Raw genomic sequence first — 20,392 nt, forward strand, 5'->3', positions numbered from 1 at the left:
CAGAAGCATCTTTTGCACAAGCTCCATCCGCAAGATCCAAATGCTGTCACGGGAACCTATGATACGGCAGGCTTTCTTCTCTCGTTCATGAATAAGCGAAGAAAATGGAAAGGAGGTGAATACAACATGGCCAGCAGTTCCCACATGGGCGGAAGTCACAAGGGCAGTTCCAAAAAACGCTCTGTGACCACCACCAGCAAAACCGGGCGGCGCGTTAAACGCAATGCTTCAACCGGGCAGTTTATGAGCGATAAAAGCTCAGGCTCCAAGGAAAAACATTAATATCCGCGAGTTTTCCGCCTGATTCAGGATCCGGACCGGAGTCCGGATCCTTTTTTTATCTTTCTCCGTACCCGGAACAAGAGGCAGGCTTTTGCCATCAACGCAGGCTCAATTCTTCAAAAGCCCGAAGGCCAAGCGCTTCAGGAGCTTTCCGGTCTCCGCGCACCACAACGGCGAAAGGCTCTTCCCTGCCCGGAGCATAATACGCGGCCCGCAAAACCAGTTCCTCTCCATCCAGATGGGCGTAAACACCCACAGGCGTAGAACAGTTCGCACCCAGACGCACCAGGAAAGCCCGTTCCGCCAGCGCACAGGCAAAAGCTTCCGGATCATTGATTCCTTTCAGCATTTCCTCCGTCTCCCTGTCCGAGGAACGGCATTCCATTCCAACAATGCCCTGCCCCACGGCAGGAATAAAAACTTCCACCGGCAGGGAACGCATGTAAAGTTTTCTTCCCTCCACAAGGGTTTCCGGAGCGTACAGCCCCAGGCGCTCCAAACCGGCCCTGGCCAGAATCACGGCATCCCAACCGGGTTGTTCCACCAGTTTTCCCAAACGCGTGGGTACATTCCCCCTCAGGTTTTCAAATCTCAGGCCGGAGCCCCAGTACGTACGCGCCATCAGGCGGCGGCGCACGCTTCCGGTAGCCAGTGTTCCTGAACCGTTCCAGTCCGGTTCCTTCGTAATGAGCACATCCTCCACGGCGGCACGGGGCAGAACGGCGGCCAGCGTGAAGCCGGAAGCAAGCTCGCTCGGCACATCCTTAAGGCTGTGCACCGCGACGTCAATGCGGCCAGACCGGAGGGCGGTTTCCAGTTCCTTAATGAAGATTCCCTTGTCCACCATGCCGGAAACGCGGGCCACATCCGCCAGAGGGACATCCGTGCGGCGATCGCCGATGGTATGGATGATTTCACGGCGCACGTCCAGTTCCGGGTAACGGAGGGAAAGGGCAGCACGGACCATGTCCGCCTGGGCCAGGGCCAGGGCGCTCCCGCGGGTGCCGATGATGAGGGTATTTTTACTGGTCATAAAGAGCGGAATCCGGAAAATATCTGGAAATGCTGTCACGGATGATGGCCTCGCACCGGGAGACCTCCTGCTCCCGGCTGCGCTTGGCTTCATCCGCCAGCTGGGTAAGGGTGTCAATATCGTAGAGATACACTTCCTCAATATCCGCCACGTCCGGAGAGATGTTGCGCGGCACGGAAATATCAATCAAAAAGAGGGAGCGGTATTTACGGGAGGCGCGCAAAGGCAGCAGCGTTTCCCGGGTGATGATGCAGTGGGGGGCAGCGGTGGCGGCCACCACCACGTCAATATCCCTGAGATAGTTTCCCCACACGTCATACCGGATAGCCTGGCCGCCGATCATGCCCGCCAGCTCCACCGCACGGTCAAAAGAGCGGTTGGCCACATAAATGCCCTCAGCGCCCCGGGCATGCAGGGCGCGCCCCGTAACGCGGCTCATCTCGCCCGCCCCCAGAATAAGGACGCGGGTGCCGGAAAGGTCTCCGAAAATTTGTTCCGCCAGCTCCACCGCCACAGACCCCACGGAGGTAGCCCCGGCATGAATCTGGCTTTCCGTCCGCACTTTTTTACCGATCGTGAAGGCTTTCTGAAAGGTCTTGTTGGCGCAGGCCGCAGTTACTCCGGCATCCAAAGCCGTCTGGTAGGCCGTTTTTACCTGGCCGAAGATTTCCGTTTCCCCCAGCACCATGGAATCCAGGCCGCTCAACACGCGACACAGATGCCCTAAAGCCTCTTCTCCCTGATGGCTGTAAAAATAGGAAGCCATATCCAGTTCCCCGCGTCCGTCTCCCAGGAAATGGGACAGAATATGCTCCTGCGCATTTTCCGGAGCGTTGGACCAATAGTAGATTTCCATGCGGTTGCATGTGGAAAGCACAACGCACTGATCCACTTCAGGAAGGGAGCGGATGCGCCTTCCCTCCTCCCGGAGCTTATGGGCCGGCACGGCAAACCGCTCCCGTATTTCCACAGGGGCGGTCCGGTGATTCAAGCCTAAACAAACCATTCTCATCAGCTTACCAGGAAAATGCTCATGGATGCAATAAAGAGGACCACGCAACAGCACGCCAACATACGTCCCGGCATGCCGCGGCGGTAAATAAACCACAGCAGGACGCTGTAGCCTGCCGTGAGAAGAGAGACAATGGAGGTCTTGGCTGCATTGATAGGGAGATGCCCCCGCCATCCGAGCCATTCCCCGAGCAGAAGAAGGAGGAATGCCACAAGAATCAGGCGCTTCATGCTGGCTTCCAGTGTACGGATGGGAGGAAGCATACGGCAGGTACCGGGAATCCGGCGGCTTTTGAGACATTCATTCTGCATGCAGAACGCCGCTCCCGCAGCAGCAGCCAGGCCGCCGGCTCCGTAGGACATCATGGCTATGCCCACGTGCGCCGTCACCCAGAAGTCATGTGTACCCTGCACGTCCGCGCCGGCACGGCCTATCAGCAGAGAGAGAGCCGTCAGCACGGCAATAGCCGGAGCCGTAAAGATGCCAAGCACGGACATTCGGTAAGCACGTCCCAGCATCAGATAAAAGAGGTTGATGCTCCAGGAAAGAAAGAAAAGCACCTCCGAAGCGCCGCGGATGGGGCACATTCCCGTCTGGTACGCTTTGACGCATAGCGCCCCTGTCTGGAGAACAAAGAGGCACGCCATCCAAAGATGGGCATATAAAAACCGTTGTCCGGAAGCCAGCAGGCGCCATCCCAGCCCTGTGAAAGCCAGGGAGAGGATGAGAGAGGCAATGGCCCACCAGTTATCGTTCATAAATCCGGCGCGGAAATGGTTCAGGAACGCAGATCGCGTTCAATGACGGCGTATGCCTGGTGGTTATGAATGGATTCAAAATTTTCCGCTTCCACCCGGTACCAGCTGAAGGCGGAATGACTCTGCGTTTTCAACGCCACGTTGCGCACCAGGTCTTCCACAAAGACAGGGTTTTCGTAAGCCTTTTCCGTCACCCATTTTTCATCCGGCCTTTTCAGCACGCTGAACAGGGAACAGCTCGCGCAGGATTCCACCAGGTCAATCAGGTCTTCAATCCAGACAGGCCTGGAGGCGAAACGCACGGAATAAGTGACCAGCCCGCGCTGGTTGTGGGCTCCGTAAGAACTCATAGCTTTGGAGCAAGGGCAGAGCGTCGTCACGGGGACGATGACTGTCAGTTTGAAATCAGCCAGTTTGTTGTTCGCTTCCGCCTCCATCTCAAAGCGGACGACGTAATCCATAAGCCCTTCAATTCCGGTCACAGGAGCCTTTTTGGAGCGGAAAAACGGGAATTCCATTTCCACATGGGAACGGCGGGCGGACAGGCGGCGAAGCAGTTCCCGCGGAATAGCCAGGGCCGTATGCACATCCAGCAAGGGGCCATGCTGGTGCAACGCCTCCACAAAACGGCTCATATGGGTGCCCTTGAATTCTTCCGGCAAATCCACCGCCAGAGAAACCGTCGCCACAGTGGACTGGATGCGGTTGAGCTTGTCCTGTATCTGGATGGGGAAGCGCAGCCCTTTAACGCCCACCCGGTCAATGGAAATATTGCGCGTATCCGCCTCGGACTGGGTATCTTTCAGTTCCTGCATGGGGAAAGAGAATGATGGGTGGAAATAAAGCGGGAGTCTGCCCTGTTACCGGACAAACTCCCGCCTGCAAAGACAATTCTACCGAAAGAGATTTTCCTTGGGGCTTGTTACGGCAGAAGGTTGATGGAACGGGCCCGCTTGATTTCACGGGTTACCTTGCGGTGCATTTTAGCGGACAACCCAGTCACACGGCGGGGAAGAATTTTGCCGGTTTCAGAGGTGAACTTGGACAGGAAATCAGGGTTGAGCAGGTTGACCTGATCCATCGGGATGTCGAGACGACGGCGCGGCATCTGACGATTGCACGTGCGGAAACGAATACGGCGTTCTACAGTCTTGGGTTCAGTGGACATAATAATGAAAATAATCGATAAGCCGAACGCGGTTAGCGCATTTCACGATGAAGCGTGCGACGCTTCAGGAAAGGATTGTACTTAATCTTTTCCAGGCGGCCGGGAGTACGCAGGCTTTTTTTATTGCGCGTGGTGACGTAGCGGGACGTAGGCTTTCCTTCGGCTTTGGCCTCGGTGCATTCGAGGATGATGATGTCTCTTGGCATGATGAAAATGTGTTACGGGGGAGGATTTATACACTATTCTTCGTCATCGTCAAGAGAAACAGATAAATCTACATCATTTTGTCCTCCCGCAAAGCCCAGGGCCACCCTGGGGCGGAACCTGGCATTCTGGCCTTTTTCCTTTTCCCACTGGGCCTGGCATTCCACAGTAAGCCGCGCAAAGGGGATGGCCTCCAGGCGCAGAATGGGAATGACTTTGTATGACATTTCGCAGATGCCATATGTTCCGTTGTCAATGCGGGCAAGCGCCTGTTCGATTTCATACAGGCCGTCCTGCTCCTTGGAAAGCAGGCTGAGCGCAAAATCACGGTCATAGGCGTCGCTGCCGGCATCCGCCTGGTGCTCCCCGGAGCCGGAAGCCTCACTGCCTTCCGGATGATTCCGGAGAGTGTCGCGGGCCACGCCGCTCATGCTGTCCAAAGCCCTGTCGCGCAAGTCCATCAGATGCTGGCGCTGCATCTGCACGAAGGGCTCCCATTCAGGATTGGCGGCCAGTTCCGCCTTGGCGGCGGCAATGGCTTCCGCCTGTTCGTCCGTCAATTCATTTTTTGCGGGAGCCGGAACCGGGGCAACGGGAGCGGAAGCGATTTTTTTAACCGGAGCTTTTTTGACCGTTTTCGGCGCCGGCTTTTTTTCCACCTCAACCGCGGCGGAGGCGTTGCTCTTGGCGGGGCTGGCGACTTTTTCCGGTTCAGACGCCTTTTTCCTGCAGCACTTCTTCTTGGCGGGAGCCTCCAGGTCTACAGCGGTCTTGCAACCGGACTTCCCGCAGGTCTTTTTCTTGGGAGCCGGAACTTCCTTGGCGACGGTCTTGCTATTGGTTTTCTTGGGAGTAGGCATAGGAGGTATCTCTATGGGCTGAGGTTGACAATATTTCACGAACAGAGGGCGGAACCAGCCCCGCTGACTAGACTATGAGACATTACAAACGCCCAAATGTTCATTCAAGAAAATTCAGCTGTGAAACAAGTCATTTTTCCCCTTCCCATACCCGTTATTTCCCTGTCGGGATTTTAGGGGAAACATACCTCTTTTAACCTTTTCAATGCCCGGTAAAATTCTATATTGGCATTATATGACAGCTTCAACCATTCCCTCCATCGGCATTGACTTCGGAGGCACCTCCATCAAAATGGGGGTCGTCAAGGGCGCGGAAGTAATCGCCCACGCTCCTTCGATAGCCACTCAGGAATACGGCAATCCCGATCAACTGATTGAAGCCATAGCCCAGTTCGTGAATATGCTGCGGCTGAACCACCCGGAAGTGCAGGCCATCGGCATGGGAATGCCGGGGTTCGTCAATTTTTACCAGGGGACCGTTTACACGCTCACCAACGTTCCCGGCTGGAACAACGTTCCGGTAAAGGACATGCTCCAGGCGGCCTGCGGACTGCCCGTATACGTGGAAAACGACGCCAACTGCATGGCTTATGCGGAATGGAAGCTGGGCGCCGGAAAAGGAAAAAGGCATCTGGTCTGCCTGACCCTCGGCACCGGCGTCGGCAGCGGCCTGATCGTGAACGGAGAACTTCTGCGCGGAGCTACCTGCTCCGCCGGGGAGCTGGGGCAGACGAGCATCGACTACCGGGGGCGCCTGGGCCATTACGGCAACCGCGGCTCCCTGGAGGATTACGTGGGCAACCGGGAAATAGCTGCGGATGCGCGCACGCTTTACGCCAGCCACGGCATTGACAAGGCCATTGTGGACTGCAACCCCATCGCTTTGGAACGGGCCGCGTTGGCGGGTGATGAAGTGGCTGAACAAGTATGGCGGGACCTGGCCGTAAAACTCTCCTGCGCCCTGATGAATTGCTGCTATCTCCTGAATCCGGAAGCCATCATCATCGGCGGGGGCGTGGCCAAGGCCAGAACCCTGCTTTTCCAGCCCCTTCAGGAAATCATGAAAGCCCAGCTCGCCGCCCCTCTGGTGGAATACCTTGAAATCCTTCCCGCCCAGTTCGGTACGGAAGCGGGTATCCTGGGGGCCGCCCATCTGGCTCTCAACACCCACTTCGGAGAAACATTCCGGCCCTGATCTCGTGTCTTCCTCCCAAATACTCAAACTCGCCTGCAAACTGGAATTGACGGCGGAACAGGAACGGGATTTTCTGGACGCCATGCAGGCCGGGGACCGTTCCAGAAGCGCGCTGGTCATCACTCCGAAGGCTCCGGAAGGCTACCGGCCGCCCCTGCCGGCAGAAAACACGCCGCAGGAATGGGGGCATCCCTCTATCCTGGCGCTCCCGCCGGGAGAGGCGGAAACCAAACCCGGCTCTCTGCCGGACTACGAACGCGGCTATTACTATCCCCTGGATCTCTCATCCGTCTGGGAAACAGCCCCTCTGGCGCATCTTCCGTTTCGTCCGGAACGCTGCCTGGACATGTGCGCGGCTCCGGGAGGAAAAAGCATTCTGGCGCAGACGCGGGTATCTCCGCAGGAGCATGTTTCCAATGAGGTGCATCCGAAGCGCCTGGGCATCCTGCGCCATAACCTGCTTCGCTGCGGCTTCACCAATTTGTACACCCAGCGCCTGCGCCCGGACCAGTGGGCGGAACTGGCCCCCGGCTGTTTCGATCTTATCCTGGCGGATGCCCCGTGCAGCGGGCAGTCCCTGCTGGCTAAAGGAATTCCCAACCCCGGCTGTTTCAATTCCTCCGTCACCGGAGGCAACGCCAAGCGGCAACGGGGCATTTTACTGGCCGCCCTCCAGTGCCTGGCTCCCGGCGGTTTCCTGCTGTACACCACATGCACCTACGCTCCGGAGGAAAATGAACGCAATGTCCTGTACCTGCTAAAGCGCCATCCGGACCTTCACACCGTAACCGTACCGGAGCTGGAGCATTTCCGTTCCTCCCTGACGCAGGAAGCCTGCTACCGGCTCATGCCCTTCCACGGAGCAGGAGCGGGAGGGTTCACCTGCCTGCTGCGCAAGGATGGAGACCATTCGCGCCCTCTTTCCCTGCCGGATGAATTGAAGGCATGGCCCATTCACGCCATGAATTGCTGAAAAAAAGATGAAGATAGGCATTTTTTCCGACTTGCACGACCGCACAGACCATCTGGAACCAGCCATGCACCGGATGCGCCTGCTGGGCTGCGGGCATTTCATCTTCCTGGGCGACTGCACCACCCCGGAGAGTTTCCGGCGCCTGATTGAACTGACGGAGGATTTTCCTCTGGACGCCGTCCCGGGCAACAATGACTATGATGTGGAAATCATGCGGCAGATGGCCGCCGGCTCCCCGGCGGCGCGCCTGCATCCGGAACATGCCCTTATCACCCGGTACGGCATGAAACTTTCCCTTTCCCATTACCCCAAATACGCCCTGCGGGAAGCGCGCAGCGGAGGCGCCGACGCCGCCCTGTACGGCCACACCCACCAGGCCGTGAGCGAAAAATACGGCAGCTGCCTGCTGGCCAATCCCGGAGAACTCCAGGGCAGAACCGGGCACATCGGCTTCGGCGTTCTGGATACGGAAACCCGCACCATCAACCTGCATACCCTGGATTTTCACGCGCCATGAACACGCTGGACGTCTGCTGCGCCCTGATTGAACTGCCCGCCGCCCGGGGCCCCCTCCTTCTGGGCGCTAAAAAGAAAACGGGGCAGTCCAACGGGCTTCTTTACGAATTCCCGGGCGGGAAAGTGGAACCCGGAGAAAACGCCCGGAACGCCGTCATACGGGAAATACGGGAAGAACTGGGATGCGCCGTTGTCCCCGTCCGCAGGCTCACCCCTGTACGGCACCAGGAGCCTAAACGCGTTATCCGCCTCATCCCCTTTTTGTGCCGTCTGGAACATTGCTCCCTGCCCCGCCCCCTGGAACATGAAAACCTGGGGTTCTTCTCCCGCAGTACGCTGGAAGAACTGCCCTGGGCGCCTGCGGACCGCCTTGTGTTAACGGAATGGCTGGAAAAACACCGCTGAAAGCGCATTCCCTTCAAAATCAGCCGTTCCGAGGAAAAGTCCCCGCCCATGTCTGAAAAGATTGCAAAAACACCTTGGAACATTTTCCTCCATGAGGTATACAAGGCGGTGGCTGCTGCACTCGTCATTACCTGGCAAAGTGGCCCGGACCGATATTACAACCTAATGGGGGCAGCCCCGACGCAGGGCTGACTACGTCCTATACCGGAAAAGTCAAAACAGCGGCGGAAGTCCCCGCTCTATTGAGGCACGGGAACGTGGCTCACAGCCAGAGACGGTGCAGCGGTGTCTTTCCTTTTTCTCTGCAGAACAGCCGGGATTCTCCCCCCTTTGGCGCAATACTCCCGGCCGTCAGATTTAACCGCCTTTTCCCGCTCTTTTCACTCTGCAGCATTTGCAGACACGAAGAAGCCATGTCTCAAGATTGAATGCGGGCGGAGACAACTGCCTCCTTCAGATATTTCGGGAGCTTCCATTCCCGTTCTTTCCGTCTCACTGGACGAGAAAGAAAAAGGGCAAAGAACGCAATATTATTAGTTAATAAACAGCAACTGTTAACAAACATAATAATCCCTTAGACATTTCCGGAAATCATGATAGGATCACGCTCTGTTGCGGAAAAGTTTTTAACATCCGTGCAACTTTTTCATTATTGCGAAGTATAATATAGTCGTGAAGGGATTCATCAAACTCATCATTGTCATTGCCGTTCTCGGAGGCCTCTGGTTTGCCTGGGAACAGTGGAAAGGAAATGAGGCCATCCAGGTGGACTATCAGACAGAGCCCCTTGAAAAGGGAGACTTGATGATCACCATTGAAGCGACCGGCGTCACGGAGCCTGATGAACTGGTAGACGTGGGCGCCCAGGTCAGCGGAATCATCATGGAGTTCGGCAAGGACCTGAACGGCAAGGTGGTGGATTATTCCAGCCCTGTAAAGGCCGGTCAAATACTCGCGGAAATCGACAAACTTCCCGTGCAGCTGGACGTTCAGAGGGCGGAAGCCTCCAAAGCGCAGGCCATTGCCGGCATCGCCCGCGCCAAGGCGGACATTCAGCAGGCCAAAGCCAAGCACCAGCAGGCCAGACTGGACCGGGAACGCGCGGAAAAACTGGGGCCGGGGGATGCCCTGTCCAAATCCAGCTACGACCAGTATATTGCGGATGAAGAAACCGCCCGCGCCAACGTAGCCGTGGCGGAAGCCTCCCTGCAGGAAGCGGAAGCCTCCCTGAAACAGGCGGAAGCCGCGCTGAAAAAGGAAATGCGCAACCTGGAATACACCACCATCAAGTCTCCCGTGGACGGAGTCGTGGTCAAACGCCTGGTCAACATAGGCCAAACGGTAGTTTCCAGCATGAGCGCCTCCAGCCTGTTTTACATCGCTACAGACCTTTCCAAGCTGAAAATCTGGGCTGCCGTGAACGAGGCGGACATCGGCAGCATTCGCAAGGGGCAGGAGGTACTGTTCACCGTAGACGCTTTCGCCGGCCGCAAATTCAAGGGAACGGTGGACAAGATACGGCTGGACGCAACCATGACGTCCAATGTAGTCACTTACATCGTGGACATTGATGTTCCCAATCCGGACAAGCTTCTTATCCCTTATCTGACGGCAAATGTCCAATTCGTGGTGGAAGACATACGAAACGCCTTCCTCGTTTCCAATGCGGCCCTCCGCTTCCGCCCGGAAACAGAACTGGTCAGCGCTGAACAAAAAGCGGCTTTTGACCGGATGCAGCCGGAACTGGCCGCTCCCGTCCGGGACGGTCAGAAGAAAAAAGCCGTGGTTTGGGAATTGCGGGACAATCTTCTTTATCCCCACCTGGTCACCAAAGGGGAAAGCAACGGCATGCTGACGGCCATTGCGGGAGAAACGCTCCGGGAAGGAATGAAAATCGTTTCCACAGCGCAGATATTGAACCGCTCCGACAGTTCGGAAGACGGCTCTTCCGCCTCCGCCGGCGGGGAAAACCCGTTCGCGCCCAAGATGCCCCCGCGCCGCAAGCCGAGCACAGGCAACACGAAGACGCCCGCCCCGGCTGGCAACGGCGGCCCTCCCCCGCCTCCCTAACCCGGAGAATTGCCCTCATTCAACCTCTTAATTACTCTTTTTTACCGCATCAAGCATTACAGCAACGTGATCCGCTTACGTGACATAACCAAGGTATACCACCTGGGAGAAATAGACCTTCAAGTGCTCAAGGGCATCACTCTGGATATCAATGAAGGGGAATTCGTCTCCCTCACGGGGGCTTCCGGTTCAGGAAAATCCACCCTGATGAATATCCTGGGCTGTCTGGACCGCCCGACCTCAGGCCATTACTATATTGCCGGGGAAGACGTCGCCAAATTCAACGCCGCAGAGCGCGCTACCCTCCGGAACAAGCGCATCGGATTCGTCTTCCAGAACTTTAACCTGCTCTCCCGTACCACGGCTCTGGAAAACGTGATGATGCCTGCCGTATATGCCCACCCTGCCCTCAGCATGAAAGCCATGCGCGAACGTTCCGTGGAATTGCTGAATTTGGTAGGGCTTTCCGACCGCATGGACCACACCCCGGCCCAGCTTTCCGGCGGGCAGCAGCAGCGCGTAGCCATTGCCCGTTCCCTCATCAACAACCCCAGCATCCTGCTGGCGGACGAACCAACGGGAAACCTGGACTCCACTACCTCCAAAGAAGTGCTGCACATGTTTAAGGACCTGAACCGCCAACAGGGAATCACAGTCATCCTGGTGACGCACGACCCCAAAATAGCCGCCTTCACGGACAGGGCCGTCAACATGGCGGACGGTCTTATCTGCGAAGGGATTTCCGATATGCTTAGCAAGGACGACGTATGAAATTCCTTCCTCTCCTTAAAACCTGCATCAGGGCCCTGGTGCGCAATCCCATGCGCGCGGCCCTCACCATCCTGGGCATCATCATCGGCATTGCCGCAGTAATCGCCATGGTGGAAATCGGCCAGGGCTCCACGCTTCAAATTAAAAATACCATTGCCTCCATGGGGGCGGACACGCTGAATATTCGCCCCGGAGCCATCTCCAAAAGCGGAGTCAATACCGGCGCGGGCGGACGGGCCTCCCTGACCAACGCGGACTGCGAAGCCATCGCGAAGGACTGCCCCATGGTTCTGCGGGCTACGCCCGTGGTGCGCGCCAGCGGCCAGGTCATTTACGGCAACAAGAACTGGAGCCCGGAAACTGTAGAGGGCGGTTCCGTGGAATACCTGAAAATCAAAAGCTGGTATGACATGGCGCGGGGCCAGCCCTTCTCCGAGGAAGATGTGGAACAGGCCAGGCGCGTATGCGTCATCGGCCAGACGGTGGCCAAGGAACTCTTCGGGGAGGAAGACCCGCTGGGCAAGGATATCCGCATCAAAAATGTCATGTTCAAAGTCATCGGCATCCTTCAGAAAAAAGGGGCCAATATGATGGGACGCGACCAGGACGACTCCATCATCCTCCCGTGGACGAGCATCCGTTACCGCCTCCAGGGTCTGGGCGGCGGTTCCGCCACCGCTTCCTCCGGCAAAAGCGCCACCACCTTCAACCGGGCGGATAAATACACCGCCAATTCCGTGGATTATTACACGGAAACTACGGACCAGCCCTACACGGACGCTCCCCATCCGCGGCGCTTCAACAACATTGACTTCATCATGGCGCAAATTTCAGACCCGGAACGGTCCTCCGAGGCGATTGACCAGATTACGGAAGTGATCCGCGCCAAGCACAACCTCAAGGACGGCCAGCTGGACGATTTCCGGGTATGGGACATGGCGGAAATGTCCCGCGCCATGAGCAGCACCACGGAAGTAATGACCAATCTGCTGATGATCGTGGCCATGATCTCTCTGGTCGTCGGCGGCGTCGGCATCATGAATATCATGCTCGTTTCCGTCACGGAACGGACCAAGGAAATTGGCCTGCGCATGGCGGTGGGCGCCCGTCCGCAGGATATCATGCGCCAGTTCCTGCTGGAAGCGGTTCTGCTCTGCGTGGTAGGCGGCGCGCTGGGCATCATGCTCGGCAAGGCTATCTCCATCATCGTCAGCCGCACCATGAACTGGGCCACCGCCTCCTCCCCGGAAGCCATGGCTCTGGCTGTAGGCGTCTCCGTGTTCATCGGCCTGGCCTTCGGATGGTACCCCTCCTGGAAGGCGTCCAAGATGGACCCCATTGACGCCCTGAGACACGAATAACTCCTTACTCCTTCTTTTCCCATGTCATCCACGTTCAAGCACCTCCCCCTTCTGGCCGCCTGTTTCCTTGGCTCCTGCATGGTGGGCCCGGATTTCCGGACGCCGTCCAATGACCTCCCCGCCACGTGGGAAGCGAACAGGCCCCCACACAGTTCGGATAAAGATTTGCGTTCCTGGTGGAATATCTTTGGAGACCCCCAGCTCAATCGCCTGGTCTCCGCTTCCCTCAACAACAATCCGGACATGACCGTGGCCCTGCTCCGCATCCGGGAAGCCAGGGAAAAGCTCCGCGTCTCCCAGGCCTCCCTGCTTCCCGCCGCAGACGCCAGCGCCGGATGGAGCCTGTCTCCGGACAGAGGTTTCCGCAGCTCCACTTCCCAGAATTTCTCCCTGGGAGCATCCACCTCCTGGGAGCTGGACCTCTTTGGCGGCAACCGGCGTTCCATTGAAGCCTCCCGCGCCTCCCTCATGTCCACGGAAGCTTCCGCAGGGGCCGTGCGCACGGCCCTGCTGGCGGACGTCGCCACGGCCTACTTTGACTGGATTACCGCCTGTGAACAGCTCCGCATCGCCCGGGAACAACTGGAAATCCAACGCAGCACCCTCACCATTGCGGAAAAACGCTACAAAACGGAATTCGCTCCCCGCCTGGATGTGGAACAGGCCACCTCTACCGTCGCCTCCACGGAAAGCCGCATCCCCGCGCTGGAAGCACAGGTGGCCTCTGCTAAAAACCAGCTCGCCGTGCTGCTGGGCACCTACAATTCCCGTGTGGAACTGACGCTGCCCAAGGCTTCCGTCTTTGAAAAAACGCCCGTCGTTCCGGTAGGCCTCCCCTCCGAACTCCTGCGGCGCAGGCCCGACGTTATCGCCGCTGAAGCGGACCTGCACGCGGCCGTGGCCAACGTGGGCGTAGCCGTAGCGGATCTGTACCCGCGCTTCAGCCTGACGGGTTCCCTTTCCAGCCGCGGCGGAGATTTCGGCCAACTCTTCAGGGAAAACAACAACGCGTGGTCCCTGGGAGGAAATCTGCTCCAGCCCCTGTTCCGGGGAGGAGCCCTGAGAGCCACGGTACGCGCCCAGAAAGCCGCGGCGGAACAAGCTGCGGAAACTTACCGTAAAACGCTCATCACCGCCGTCTCCGAAGTGGAGGACGCCCTGATCGCCTATGGCAGCTATACTTCCCAGATGCAATACCTGCACAAGGAAAACAACGCCAACAGAGAAGCGTTCCAGCTCTCCCGCACCCTGTACATCAACGGCGAGACGGACTTCCTGAATGTGATCACCGCCCAGCGTTCCTGGCTCAGTTCGGAGGAATCCCTGGTCACCATGAAGCAGAACATCCGCAAGGCCGTCGTCCAGCTCGCGCGCGCCCTGGGCGGAGGGTGGTAACCGGCAGCTCCCTCCAAAAGGCCGGGGTCGCCATCCCCGGCAAATGGAATACTGATTTTTCAACAGGGGACAGGGCAACAAGGGAATGACTGAAGAATCATTCTTTCGCGCCCTTCACATTCAGATTAAAAAAGACCGTAAGAGTAGGAACGAATAAACTATCCGGAAACTTTCGAGGGGATTTGAACAGATAGCCAGGGTTCAGGTTAAGAACACTCTTCAGCCACTTCTTTCATGACTGCGCTGATCAGGTTCCGGGTTTTCACGCCGGGCAGCACGTTCAGGTCCATGCGGTTCATCGCGTAGCCGAAGGAAAGACCGTAAGCCGGATCCGCAAAGGCATGGGAACCGCCCGCCCCGGCATGCCCGAAACCGCCGGAACCGAACAGATGGCGCAGCTTGCGGCCCGTGGCGGGATCTGCGGGATCGTGCATGAAACCGCAGGAAAAGGCGGTGGGCGTTTTCAGCGTCAGGTCCGGCCCGTCAATGACGACGTTCCGCATCCAGCCGCGCACGGCGGACGGGAATACCCGGAGTTCATCCAGCCCCAGGCAGGCCTGGTAGAACTGCGCCATGCCGCGGGCGGAAGCCACACCGCCGAAGGCCGGAACTCCGGACACCCACGCTTCCGGCGCGTTCATCTGCCGCACACTGTTCAGCCCTATCAGAGTATTGAACGCACGGTGTACGGGCGTGCCCTTGTTCATGTATTCCAGATAAAACGGCGTCCCCATGTTGGACATGTCCATTTTGCCGGGATACAGCGTCGCCACGCGGTTCCATTCAGATTCCGGCAACTTGATGTAAAAGTCCAGATTCAACGGTTTGCGGATGTATTCCTCCCAGTAACGCCACAGGCGTTCCCCGGTCAGCCGGAGCATGAGTTCATCAAGCATCACCCCGTAAGTATGCGGATGATAACCGTGCTCCGGCGGCTGCCACGCCGGAACGGTTTCCTCCAGGGCGCGCGCGCAATCCTCATGGTCAAACACGTTTGCCGTCCGGGAAAAGGCCGCCAAACCGCATTGATGGGACATCATCTGCGCAATGGATGCATAAGGAAGCGGGAATTCCGGCCACAGTTCCCCCATGCTCATCTGCGGCGTGGCTCCCTGCTGGTGCAGGGCCAGCAGAAGGGCGGCGGATGCGGCCCCCTTGGTGGCGGAGTAAACGGGCACCAGCGAATGTTCCGTCCACGGACGCGTTTCATCCGCTGCGGCAAACCCGGAATGCAGGGAAACAATCTCCCTTCCCTCCTGCCAGACAGAAACGGATGCGCCCAATTCTCCGTAATTACGAAAGTTTTCCTGAAAAGCTTCGGTTATCTGCCGGTAATCATTCATTCCCTTAAAAGGCCCGGCGTTACTCCCAGGGTCCAAACAGGAACATACTCCCCTCCGGCTCCGAAGGCAAGCTCCGGCGCTGACCATCCAGGACAGGCTGCGAAAGTAAGCATTCGTCTTTCGCATGAGCGGCCAGGCATTTCCCGGCTCCCACTTCATCCGGCTCATCCTTTGGGGAGAATTAAGAAAGCCGGAACCATGTCACCTTCTTTCCAGGGACAATACGCGCAGCCGCTTTTCCTCTACCCTGAACTTCACCTCCCAGCCAGAGAACAGAAGGCCGTAAACCCGTTCCGGATCGTCCTGATACTGGGGGCGGGGATCCAGGGACAGCGTATCTTCCAGCGCAACTCTCTCTTCCGGAGACATGGAACCGCCAAAAGAATCGGGGATTTCCACGTCCAGCCGTTCATAGGGGACGGCCGTAAACCCTTCCGACGCCCCCGGGATGCAGTCCGCCAGAGGAACATAGGGTTTGATGTCCAGAATGGGGGTGCCATCCACCAAATCCACGCCGGAAAGATGCAATACCGGCCCGTCCAGAGGATGCAGTTCCACTTTTTCCAGCCTGACGGCAGACAATCCGATGGGATTGGGGCGGAACGGCGCACGCGTGGCGAACACGCCCATGCGTACATTGCCCCCCAGCCGCGGCGGCCGGACCGTAGGGCTCCACCCCTTATTCACGTTTTCACTGAACACCCAGACCAGCCACAGATGGGAAAACCCTTCCAGCCCGCGAACGGCGTCCGGATGACGGAACGGAGGCTCAAATACCAGCCGCGCCCGCGCGCCCGGAACCAGGCCGCTCTGGCGCGGCACGCCAAATTTGTCCGGATAACACGTGCTGACGCGGGCGACGGGCTGCAAGCGGAAGCTGACGGTTAATCATTAATAGTTGCCGGCCTTTCTCCATCACGCTCTCATCAGAAGCAGTGGAGCTGTTCTCCGAGCACTACGGCATCCACCTTCCCCTTCAGGGTTTTGCCCAGGAATGGGGTGTTGCGGGCGCGGCTGCGGAGCGTTTCATCCGTGACGGGCGTTTCTCCTTCCGGGTCAAACACCACCAGATTGGCCGGAGCCCCCTCTTCCAGAGAGACGGGGGCCAGCCCCATCAGCCTGCGGGGAGAGTCGCTGCAGGCGCGCACCACCGTCCGCCAGGACATCTTTCCAGGTTCCACCAGATACTGGTAAATAGCGGGCAGGAACGTATCCAGCGCAATCATGCCCTGCGGGGCGACAATGAAATCCTGAAGTTTGGAAAACGGCGTGCAGGGCGTGTGATCGGAGACGATGCAGTCAATGGTGCCGTCATTCACGGCGGCAATCAGGGCATCCACATCCGACTGGTCGCGCAGGGGCGGCAGCGTTTTGTAGCAGGTATCGTACCGGCCCACGTCCTCATGCGTGAACAGGAGATGGTGAAGCGCCGCTTCCGCGCTCAGCCCGGCGGTTTTCGGCTTGCACCGGCGCAGGATATCCACGCTGCCGGCCGTAGAGACGGTCTGCACATGCAGGGAGTTGCCCGTATCCACGGAAAGGCGGATGATGGTTTCCAGCCCTATTTCCTCCGCACAGGAGGGGGACCCCATCAAGCCCAGACGGTAGGAGGTAGTGCCCGGGTGCATGGCCGCCCTGGCCGTCAGGGACGGCACGTCTCCGCGCAGGGCGAAAGTGAGGTTCAGATTGCTGGCGTACTGCATGGCGCGGTACAGCAGAAGCATGTTGTCCGGCGCGCGGTCCCCGTCCGTAATGAAACGGACGCCCTTGGCCCGCAGGGAATCATAGGAGGCCTGCTCTTCCCCGCCGTCCCCCTTGGTCAGGCACCCGGAGGGGATCACCTCCACCTGAGCATCCGTCCGGCATATTTCCATGAACGTGGTAATCTGGGCGGCATTGTCCATCACGGGTTCGGTATCCGGCATCGCCATCAATCCGGTCACCCCGCCATGCAGGGCGGCGGCAGTAGCCGTAGCCACACGCTCCTTGTCCTCCCGGCCGGGCTGGCACAAATGGGCATGGATGTCAAACAGGCCGGGCAGAACAAGCTTTCCGGAAGCGTCCAGCGTCTTTTCCGCGGCGCTTTCCAGAAGCGTTCCGGCAGGAGCTTTGGCTGTAATCACTCCCCCGGAAACCAGAAGATCCGCCGGGGCGGAACCGTCCGTCAGCCGGGCATTGCGAATAAGTACGGAAGTTTTCATGAACAATCAGTGCTGGGTTTGCGGAGTGAGATGGTAAAGGATGGACATGCGGCAGGCGATGCCGTTTTCCACCTGGCGGTTGATCAGGCAGCGCTCGTAGTCCATCGCCAGGTCACAGATTTCCACGCCGCGGTTGACCGGCCCCGGATGCATGATATACAGCCCTTCACCGGAAATGCGCTTCAGGCGCTCTTCCGTAACGCCGTAAATCTTGTTGTACTCCCGGGCGCTGGGGAAGAAGGGGGCGTCCTGCCGCTCCTTTTGAACGCGCAGCAGGTAAATTACGTCCGGTTTCCAGGCAAACGCCTCATTGAAATCGGAAAAGCGGGGAATGCCGGAATGTTCGGTGCGCGGCACCAGGGAACCCGGCCCCAGGAAGGCCACTTCCATCCCCAGCCTCTTCATCAGCAGGGAGGTGGAACGTGCCACGCGGGAATGCAGGATGTCCCCCACAATCAGAACGCGCTTTCCTCTCACCTCCGGAAACACCTCCCGGATGGTAAAGGAATCCAGCAGAGCCTGGGAAGGATGGGCATGCGCTCCGTCTCCGGCGTTCACCACACTGGCGCAGGTATGGCGCGCAATCACGTTCGGCAAGCCGCTGTTGTAATGGCGCACGATCACATAATCCACTTTCATAGCCTGGAGCGTGGCGATCGTGTCCTGTACGGATTCCCCTTTCACCACGGAAGAGGTGGATACCGTAAAATTGGTCACGTCCGCAGACAGGCGTTCCGCCGCTACCTCGAAGGAGGAACGGGTACGGGTGCTGGGTTCATAAAAAAGCGTCAGGACGGACTTGCCTTTCAGAGCGGGCACCTTTTTGACGCTTTTGGTAAAGAGCTCTTTCATCGGGCCGGCCGAATCCAGCAGCGTATGAATTTCCTCATCAGTCAATGAGGAGATATTAAGAAGATCCTTGCGGGGATTCATGGGAAATGGAGAATGAATTGAAAAATTTTCAGTGGGAGGGAATGACTACGCAGTCCTCGCCGTCGGACTCCTTCATGCTTACGATGACCTTGGCTCCGGCATGGTCCAGCACATGGCCCGTGTAATCCGGCTGGATGGGGACTTCCCGGCCACCGCGGTCAATCAGGCACGCCAGCTCAATGCGGGCCGGACGGCCGTAGTCGAAGAGGGCGTTCAGGGCCGCACGTATGGTGCGTCCCGTATAAAGGACGTCGTCCACCAGCACCACCCTCATGTCATCCGTGGAAAACGGCAAATTGGAGGAACGGAGGGAGGGCCGGGCTTCCAGCTTGAAGATATCATCCCGGTACAGGGAAATATCAATAGAGCCGTACTGGGCTTCCACACCCAGCTTCTTGACCTTGTCCACCAGACGCCGGGCAATCACGTCCCCCTGGCTGAGCAGGCCGACGATGGCGAGGGGTTCTCCTGGAAAACGGGCCACAATGCCGTGGGCCATGCGCTCAAGAGCACGGGAAATTCCCGGACCGTCCAATACGATTTCCTGTGAAGGAGGAGTCATCTGCCGGATGGGGAAAAAAGTTCACGTTACAGCCCCGCCAGCTTTAAAATGCGGTGGGCGGCCATGGCGGCATTGACGGGGGTTTTCTTATGCAGGCCAACCGTGGTGCAGGGCACGCCGCCGGGGCACTGGGCAATCGCCAGCAGGGCGTCAATACCGTTCAGGGGGCCTCCGGGAACCGGCACGCCGATAACCGGGAGGGAACAGCTCATCACCACCACGCCGGGAAGGGCGGCGGACAGGCCGGCCACAGCCAGAATAACCGCCTTTTCTCCGCTGGCTTCCAGATCCCCCAGGAACCTGATCAGCTCCGGAAGGTCGCGGTGGGCGGACAGAACGGTTTCTTCATAAGGAACGTTCTCCTGAGCAAAATACTCGCGGGCCGGTTCCATAAAGGGCTTATCATTCGGGCTGCCGTAGATGACGATGACTTTCATGGCTGTATGTGCTGTTGTGAAACTTGCGGATTATGACCCCAAGCCCCCTGCCCTGGCAAGACTTAACCTGCAAAAAAAATGAAGAACCCCGGTTGGAAATGAAAAACGGGAAGAAGAAAACGCCGGAGTTCCGGAACCGTTCCGGGGAACCGGCCCGGCATCCTTGTCATTCCTCCATTCCGGATTCCACCGTCCCTTCATCCTCTCCGGGAATCTTCAGTTTTCCGGAGAGGATATCCTTCCTGATCCGGTGAAGAGCCTTCAGCCTTTCCGCTTCACCCAATCCTTCCGTTTCCCGCATCAGGAATGAAGAAAACTGTACGGAACAATTCTCCAGCCGGTATTTTTCCAGAATACTTCCCCCCATCTTCATGTATTGGCCTCCGCACTCCCCGTAAGCGTTCAGTATTTCATCCGCAGTCATCTTCTCCTTTTCCACCCGTTCCAGCAATTTCCTGAACTCCCTAATCATCTTCAGATGCATGGCGCGGTAATCGGAAGGGCATTTATCCAGTATCACAATCCATTCGGGAGATTGAATATACTTGAGCGTGGCCACCAAAACCTCACGATTGTCCTTTTCCTCCAACTCCACAATGCACGTCCAGATAATACCCAGCTGCAAGTGTCTGGCTATAGCCTCCCTGTACGCCGCCACTTTTTTCCCTTCCTCCATTTCCAAATCCACATTAGCCATGGAGGGCGCCGCAATATCCTGGGACATGCCGGAAAGCGTCATCAAAAACGCAGAAAGGATTCCCCACCGGAACAGATTTAACATGAAAACACGTTACAGAAATCTTTTACGCATGGTCAACAATATTCTTCCCTCCCGGGAAAAACAAGCCGGCTTCCATTTCCCGGCCTGATGATCCGGTTCCGGTATAATACAGAGGGGGGGGGGGGCCGCAGG

General features: G+C 57.9%; 23 protein-coding genes. 9 read left to right on the forward strand and 14 right to left on the reverse strand.

All coding sequences use genetic code 11. The features are described 5' to 3' along the window. Positions 1-12: 12 nt before the first annotated feature. On the forward strand, positions 13-282 hold the full coding sequence (locus B3075_RS06245; RefSeq protein WP_290487622.1) for a hypothetical protein: 270 nt from the start codon (positions 13-15) through the stop codon (positions 280-282). A gap of 97 nt (positions 283-379) precedes the next feature. Here B3075_RS06245 and hemC read toward each other — a convergent pair whose 3' ends face one another. The 7 genes from hemC to B3075_RS06280 all read right to left on the reverse strand — a co-directional run bounded on the left by hemC (position 380) and on the right by B3075_RS06280 (position 5,317). Further along, on the reverse strand, positions 380-1,315 hold the full coding sequence (hemC, locus tag B3075_RS06250) for a hydroxymethylbilane synthase (RefSeq protein ID WP_290487623.1): 936 nt from the start codon (positions 1,313-1,315) through the stop codon (positions 380-382). Then, on the reverse strand, positions 1,305-2,306 hold the full coding sequence (gene hemA / locus B3075_RS06255; protein ID WP_256943521.1) for a glutamyl-tRNA reductase: 1,002 nt from the start codon (positions 2,304-2,306) through the stop codon (positions 1,305-1,307). Before hemA ends, hemC begins: the two co-directional genes overlap by 11 nt. A gap of 20 nt (positions 2,307-2,326) precedes the next feature. Next, positions 2,327-3,085 carry a cytochrome c biogenesis protein CcsA gene (ccsA, locus tag B3075_RS06260; protein ID WP_290487626.1) on the reverse strand — a complete coding sequence of 253 codons (759 nt, stop codon included), beginning with the start codon at positions 3,083-3,085 and terminating at the stop codon, positions 2,327-2,329. 20 nt (positions 3,086-3,105) lie between these two features. Beyond that, on the reverse strand, positions 3,106-3,900 hold the full coding sequence (folE2, locus tag B3075_RS06265; protein ID WP_094135713.1) for a GTP cyclohydrolase FolE2: 795 nt from the start codon (positions 3,898-3,900) through the stop codon (positions 3,106-3,108). Positions 3,901-4,007: 107 nt separating this feature from the next. Continuing rightward, positions 4,008-4,253, reverse strand: a complete 246-nt coding sequence (gene rpsR, locus B3075_RS06270; RefSeq protein WP_012419154.1) for a 30S ribosomal protein S18 — start codon at positions 4,251-4,253, stop codon at positions 4,008-4,010. A 32-nt stretch (positions 4,254-4,285) separates the two neighbouring features. Beyond that, positions 4,286-4,459 (reverse strand): 50S ribosomal protein L33, encoded by a 174-nt coding sequence (gene rpmG, locus B3075_RS06275; RefSeq protein WP_012419155.1) that lies wholly within the window; start codon positions 4,457-4,459, stop codon positions 4,286-4,288. A 33-nt stretch (positions 4,460-4,492) separates the two neighbouring features. Continuing rightward, positions 4,493-5,317: a TraR/DksA family transcriptional regulator gene (locus tag B3075_RS06280; RefSeq protein ID WP_290487632.1), complete on the reverse strand. Its 825-nt coding sequence runs from the start codon at positions 5,315-5,317 to the stop codon at positions 4,493-4,495. Positions 5,318-5,552: 235 nt separating this feature from the next. On the opposite strand from B3075_RS06280, the gene B3075_RS06285 reads away from it, so the two are divergent. From B3075_RS06285 to B3075_RS06320, 8 genes are all read left to right on the forward strand, one after another. After that, positions 5,553-6,512: an ROK family protein gene (locus B3075_RS06285; RefSeq protein WP_290487633.1), complete on the forward strand. Its 960-nt coding sequence runs from the start codon at positions 5,553-5,555 to the stop codon at positions 6,510-6,512. 4 nt (positions 6,513-6,516) lie between these two features. Then, positions 6,517-7,485 (forward strand): RsmB/NOP family class I SAM-dependent RNA methyltransferase, encoded by a 969-nt coding sequence (locus tag B3075_RS06290; RefSeq protein WP_290487634.1) that lies wholly within the window; start codon positions 6,517-6,519, stop codon positions 7,483-7,485. A gap of 7 nt (positions 7,486-7,492) precedes the next feature. Continuing rightward, entirely contained in the window at positions 7,493-8,002 is a 510-nt protein-coding gene (locus B3075_RS06295; RefSeq protein ID WP_290487635.1) for a metallophosphoesterase family protein, read from the forward strand. Next, positions 7,999-8,406, forward strand: coding sequence for an NUDIX domain-containing protein (locus B3075_RS06300; protein WP_290487636.1), 408 nt, complete (start codon positions 7,999-8,001; stop codon positions 8,404-8,406). Before B3075_RS06295 ends, B3075_RS06300 begins: the two co-directional genes overlap by 4 nt. A 672-nt stretch (positions 8,407-9,078) precedes the next feature. Continuing rightward, positions 9,079-10,476, forward strand: a complete 1,398-nt coding sequence (locus tag B3075_RS06305) for an efflux RND transporter periplasmic adaptor subunit (protein WP_290487637.1) — start codon at positions 9,079-9,081, stop codon at positions 10,474-10,476. Between the two features lie 66 nt (positions 10,477-10,542). Beyond that, complete coding sequence (locus tag B3075_RS06310; RefSeq protein WP_094135701.1) at positions 10,543-11,247, forward strand: ABC transporter ATP-binding protein; 705 nt, start codon at positions 10,543-10,545, stop codon at positions 11,245-11,247. After that, positions 11,244-12,608, forward strand: a complete 1,365-nt coding sequence (locus tag B3075_RS06315) for an ABC transporter permease (protein WP_094135699.1) — start codon at positions 11,244-11,246, stop codon at positions 12,606-12,608. Before B3075_RS06310 ends, B3075_RS06315 begins: the two co-directional genes overlap by 4 nt. A gap of 21 nt (positions 12,609-12,629) precedes the next feature. Further along, complete coding sequence (locus tag B3075_RS06320; protein WP_290487639.1) at positions 12,630-14,003, forward strand: efflux transporter outer membrane subunit; 1,374 nt, start codon at positions 12,630-12,632, stop codon at positions 14,001-14,003. 206 nt (positions 14,004-14,209) lie between these two features. Here B3075_RS06320 and B3075_RS06325 read toward each other — a convergent pair whose 3' ends face one another. From B3075_RS06325 to B3075_RS06355, 7 genes are all read right to left on the reverse strand, one after another. Beyond that, entirely contained in the window at positions 14,210-15,346 is a 1,137-nt protein-coding gene (locus B3075_RS06325; RefSeq protein ID WP_290487641.1) for a serine hydrolase domain-containing protein, read from the reverse strand. 201 nt (positions 15,347-15,547) lie between these two features. Further along, positions 15,548-16,216 carry a tRNA (N6-threonylcarbamoyladenosine(37)-N6)-methyltransferase TrmO gene (gene tsaA, locus B3075_RS06330; protein ID WP_290487642.1) on the reverse strand — a complete coding sequence of 223 codons (669 nt, stop codon included), beginning with the start codon at positions 16,214-16,216 and terminating at the stop codon, positions 15,548-15,550. A gap of 56 nt (positions 16,217-16,272) precedes the next feature. Beyond that, positions 16,273-17,547 carry a dihydroorotase gene (locus B3075_RS06335; RefSeq protein ID WP_290487643.1) on the reverse strand — a complete coding sequence of 425 codons (1,275 nt, stop codon included), beginning with the start codon at positions 17,545-17,547 and terminating at the stop codon, positions 16,273-16,275. A 6-nt stretch (positions 17,548-17,553) separates the two neighbouring features. Then, a complete protein-coding gene (locus tag B3075_RS06340; protein WP_094135690.1) occupies positions 17,554-18,480 on the reverse strand; it encodes an aspartate carbamoyltransferase catalytic subunit in 927 nt (308 codons plus the stop codon). Positions 18,481-18,508: 28 nt separating this feature from the next. After that, a complete protein-coding gene (gene pyrR, locus B3075_RS06345; protein WP_094135688.1) occupies positions 18,509-19,042 on the reverse strand; it encodes a bifunctional pyr operon transcriptional regulator/uracil phosphoribosyltransferase PyrR in 534 nt (177 codons plus the stop codon). A gap of 26 nt (positions 19,043-19,068) precedes the next feature. Then, a complete protein-coding gene (locus tag B3075_RS06350) occupies positions 19,069-19,479 on the reverse strand; it encodes an AIR carboxylase family protein (protein ID WP_012419174.1) in 411 nt (136 codons plus the stop codon). A 166-nt stretch (positions 19,480-19,645) separates the two neighbouring features. Beyond that, positions 19,646-20,203, reverse strand: a complete 558-nt coding sequence (locus B3075_RS06355) for a hypothetical protein (protein ID WP_290487644.1) — start codon at positions 20,201-20,203, stop codon at positions 19,646-19,648. Positions 20,204-20,392 lie beyond the last annotated feature (189 nt).

Origin of the sequence: Akkermansia sp. UBA7090 (genome assembly GCF_002493465.1) — a bacterium.
GTDB lineage: Bacteria > Verrucomicrobiota > Verrucomicrobiia > Verrucomicrobiales > Akkermansiaceae > Akkermansia > Akkermansia muciniphila_A.

What these genes read in the sequence shown, in the direction of transcription:
- B3075_RS06280 (WP_290487632.1), bottom strand. Translation starts at nt 5,317, where the DNA reads ATGCCTACTCCCAAGAAAACCAATAGCAAGACCGTCGCCAAGGAAGTT.
- B3075_RS06325 (WP_290487641.1), bottom strand. Translation starts at nt 15,346, where the DNA reads ATGAATGATTACCGGCAGATAACCGAAGCTTTTCAGGAAAACTTTCGT.
- ccsA (WP_290487626.1), bottom strand. Translation starts at nt 3,085, where the DNA reads ATGAACGATAACTGGTGGGCCATTGCCTCTCTCATCCTCTCCCTGGCT.
- B3075_RS06350 (WP_012419174.1), bottom strand. Translation starts at nt 19,479, where the DNA reads ATGAAAGTCATCGTCATCTACGGCAGCCCGAATGATAAGCCCTTTATG.
- B3075_RS06320 (WP_290487639.1), top strand. Translation starts at nt 12,630, where the DNA reads ATGTCATCCACGTTCAAGCACCTCCCCCTTCTGGCCGCCTGTTTCCTT.
- B3075_RS06285 (WP_290487633.1), top strand. Translation starts at nt 5,553, where the DNA reads ATGACAGCTTCAACCATTCCCTCCATCGGCATTGACTTCGGAGGCACC.
- rpsR (WP_012419154.1), bottom strand. Translation starts at nt 4,253, where the DNA reads ATGTCCACTGAACCCAAGACTGTAGAACGCCGTATTCGTTTCCGCACG.
- hemC (WP_290487623.1), bottom strand. Translation starts at nt 1,315, where the DNA reads ATGACCAGTAAAAATACCCTCATCATCGGCACCCGCGGGAGCGCCCTG.
- B3075_RS06315 (WP_094135699.1), top strand. Translation starts at nt 11,244, where the DNA reads ATGAAATTCCTTCCTCTCCTTAAAACCTGCATCAGGGCCCTGGTGCGC.
- folE2 (WP_094135713.1), bottom strand. Translation starts at nt 3,900, where the DNA reads ATGCAGGAACTGAAAGATACCCAGTCCGAGGCGGATACGCGCAATATT.
- B3075_RS06295 (WP_290487635.1), top strand. Translation starts at nt 7,493, where the DNA reads ATGAAGATAGGCATTTTTTCCGACTTGCACGACCGCACAGACCATCTG.
- B3075_RS06340 (WP_094135690.1), bottom strand. Translation starts at nt 18,480, where the DNA reads ATGAATCCCCGCAAGGATCTTCTTAATATCTCCTCATTGACTGATGAG.
- rpmG (WP_012419155.1), bottom strand. Translation starts at nt 4,459, where the DNA reads ATGCCAAGAGACATCATCATCCTCGAATGCACCGAGGCCAAAGCCGAA.
- B3075_RS06355 (WP_290487644.1), bottom strand. Translation starts at nt 20,203, where the DNA reads ATGTCCCAGGATATTGCGGCGCCCTCCATGGCTAATGTGGATTTGGAA.
- pyrR (WP_094135688.1), bottom strand. Translation starts at nt 19,042, where the DNA reads ATGACTCCTCCTTCACAGGAAATCGTATTGGACGGTCCGGGAATTTCC.
- B3075_RS06335 (WP_290487643.1), bottom strand. Translation starts at nt 17,547, where the DNA reads ATGAAAACTTCCGTACTTATTCGCAATGCCCGGCTGACGGACGGTTCC.
- B3075_RS06300 (WP_290487636.1), top strand. Translation starts at nt 7,999, where the DNA reads ATGAACACGCTGGACGTCTGCTGCGCCCTGATTGAACTGCCCGCCGCC.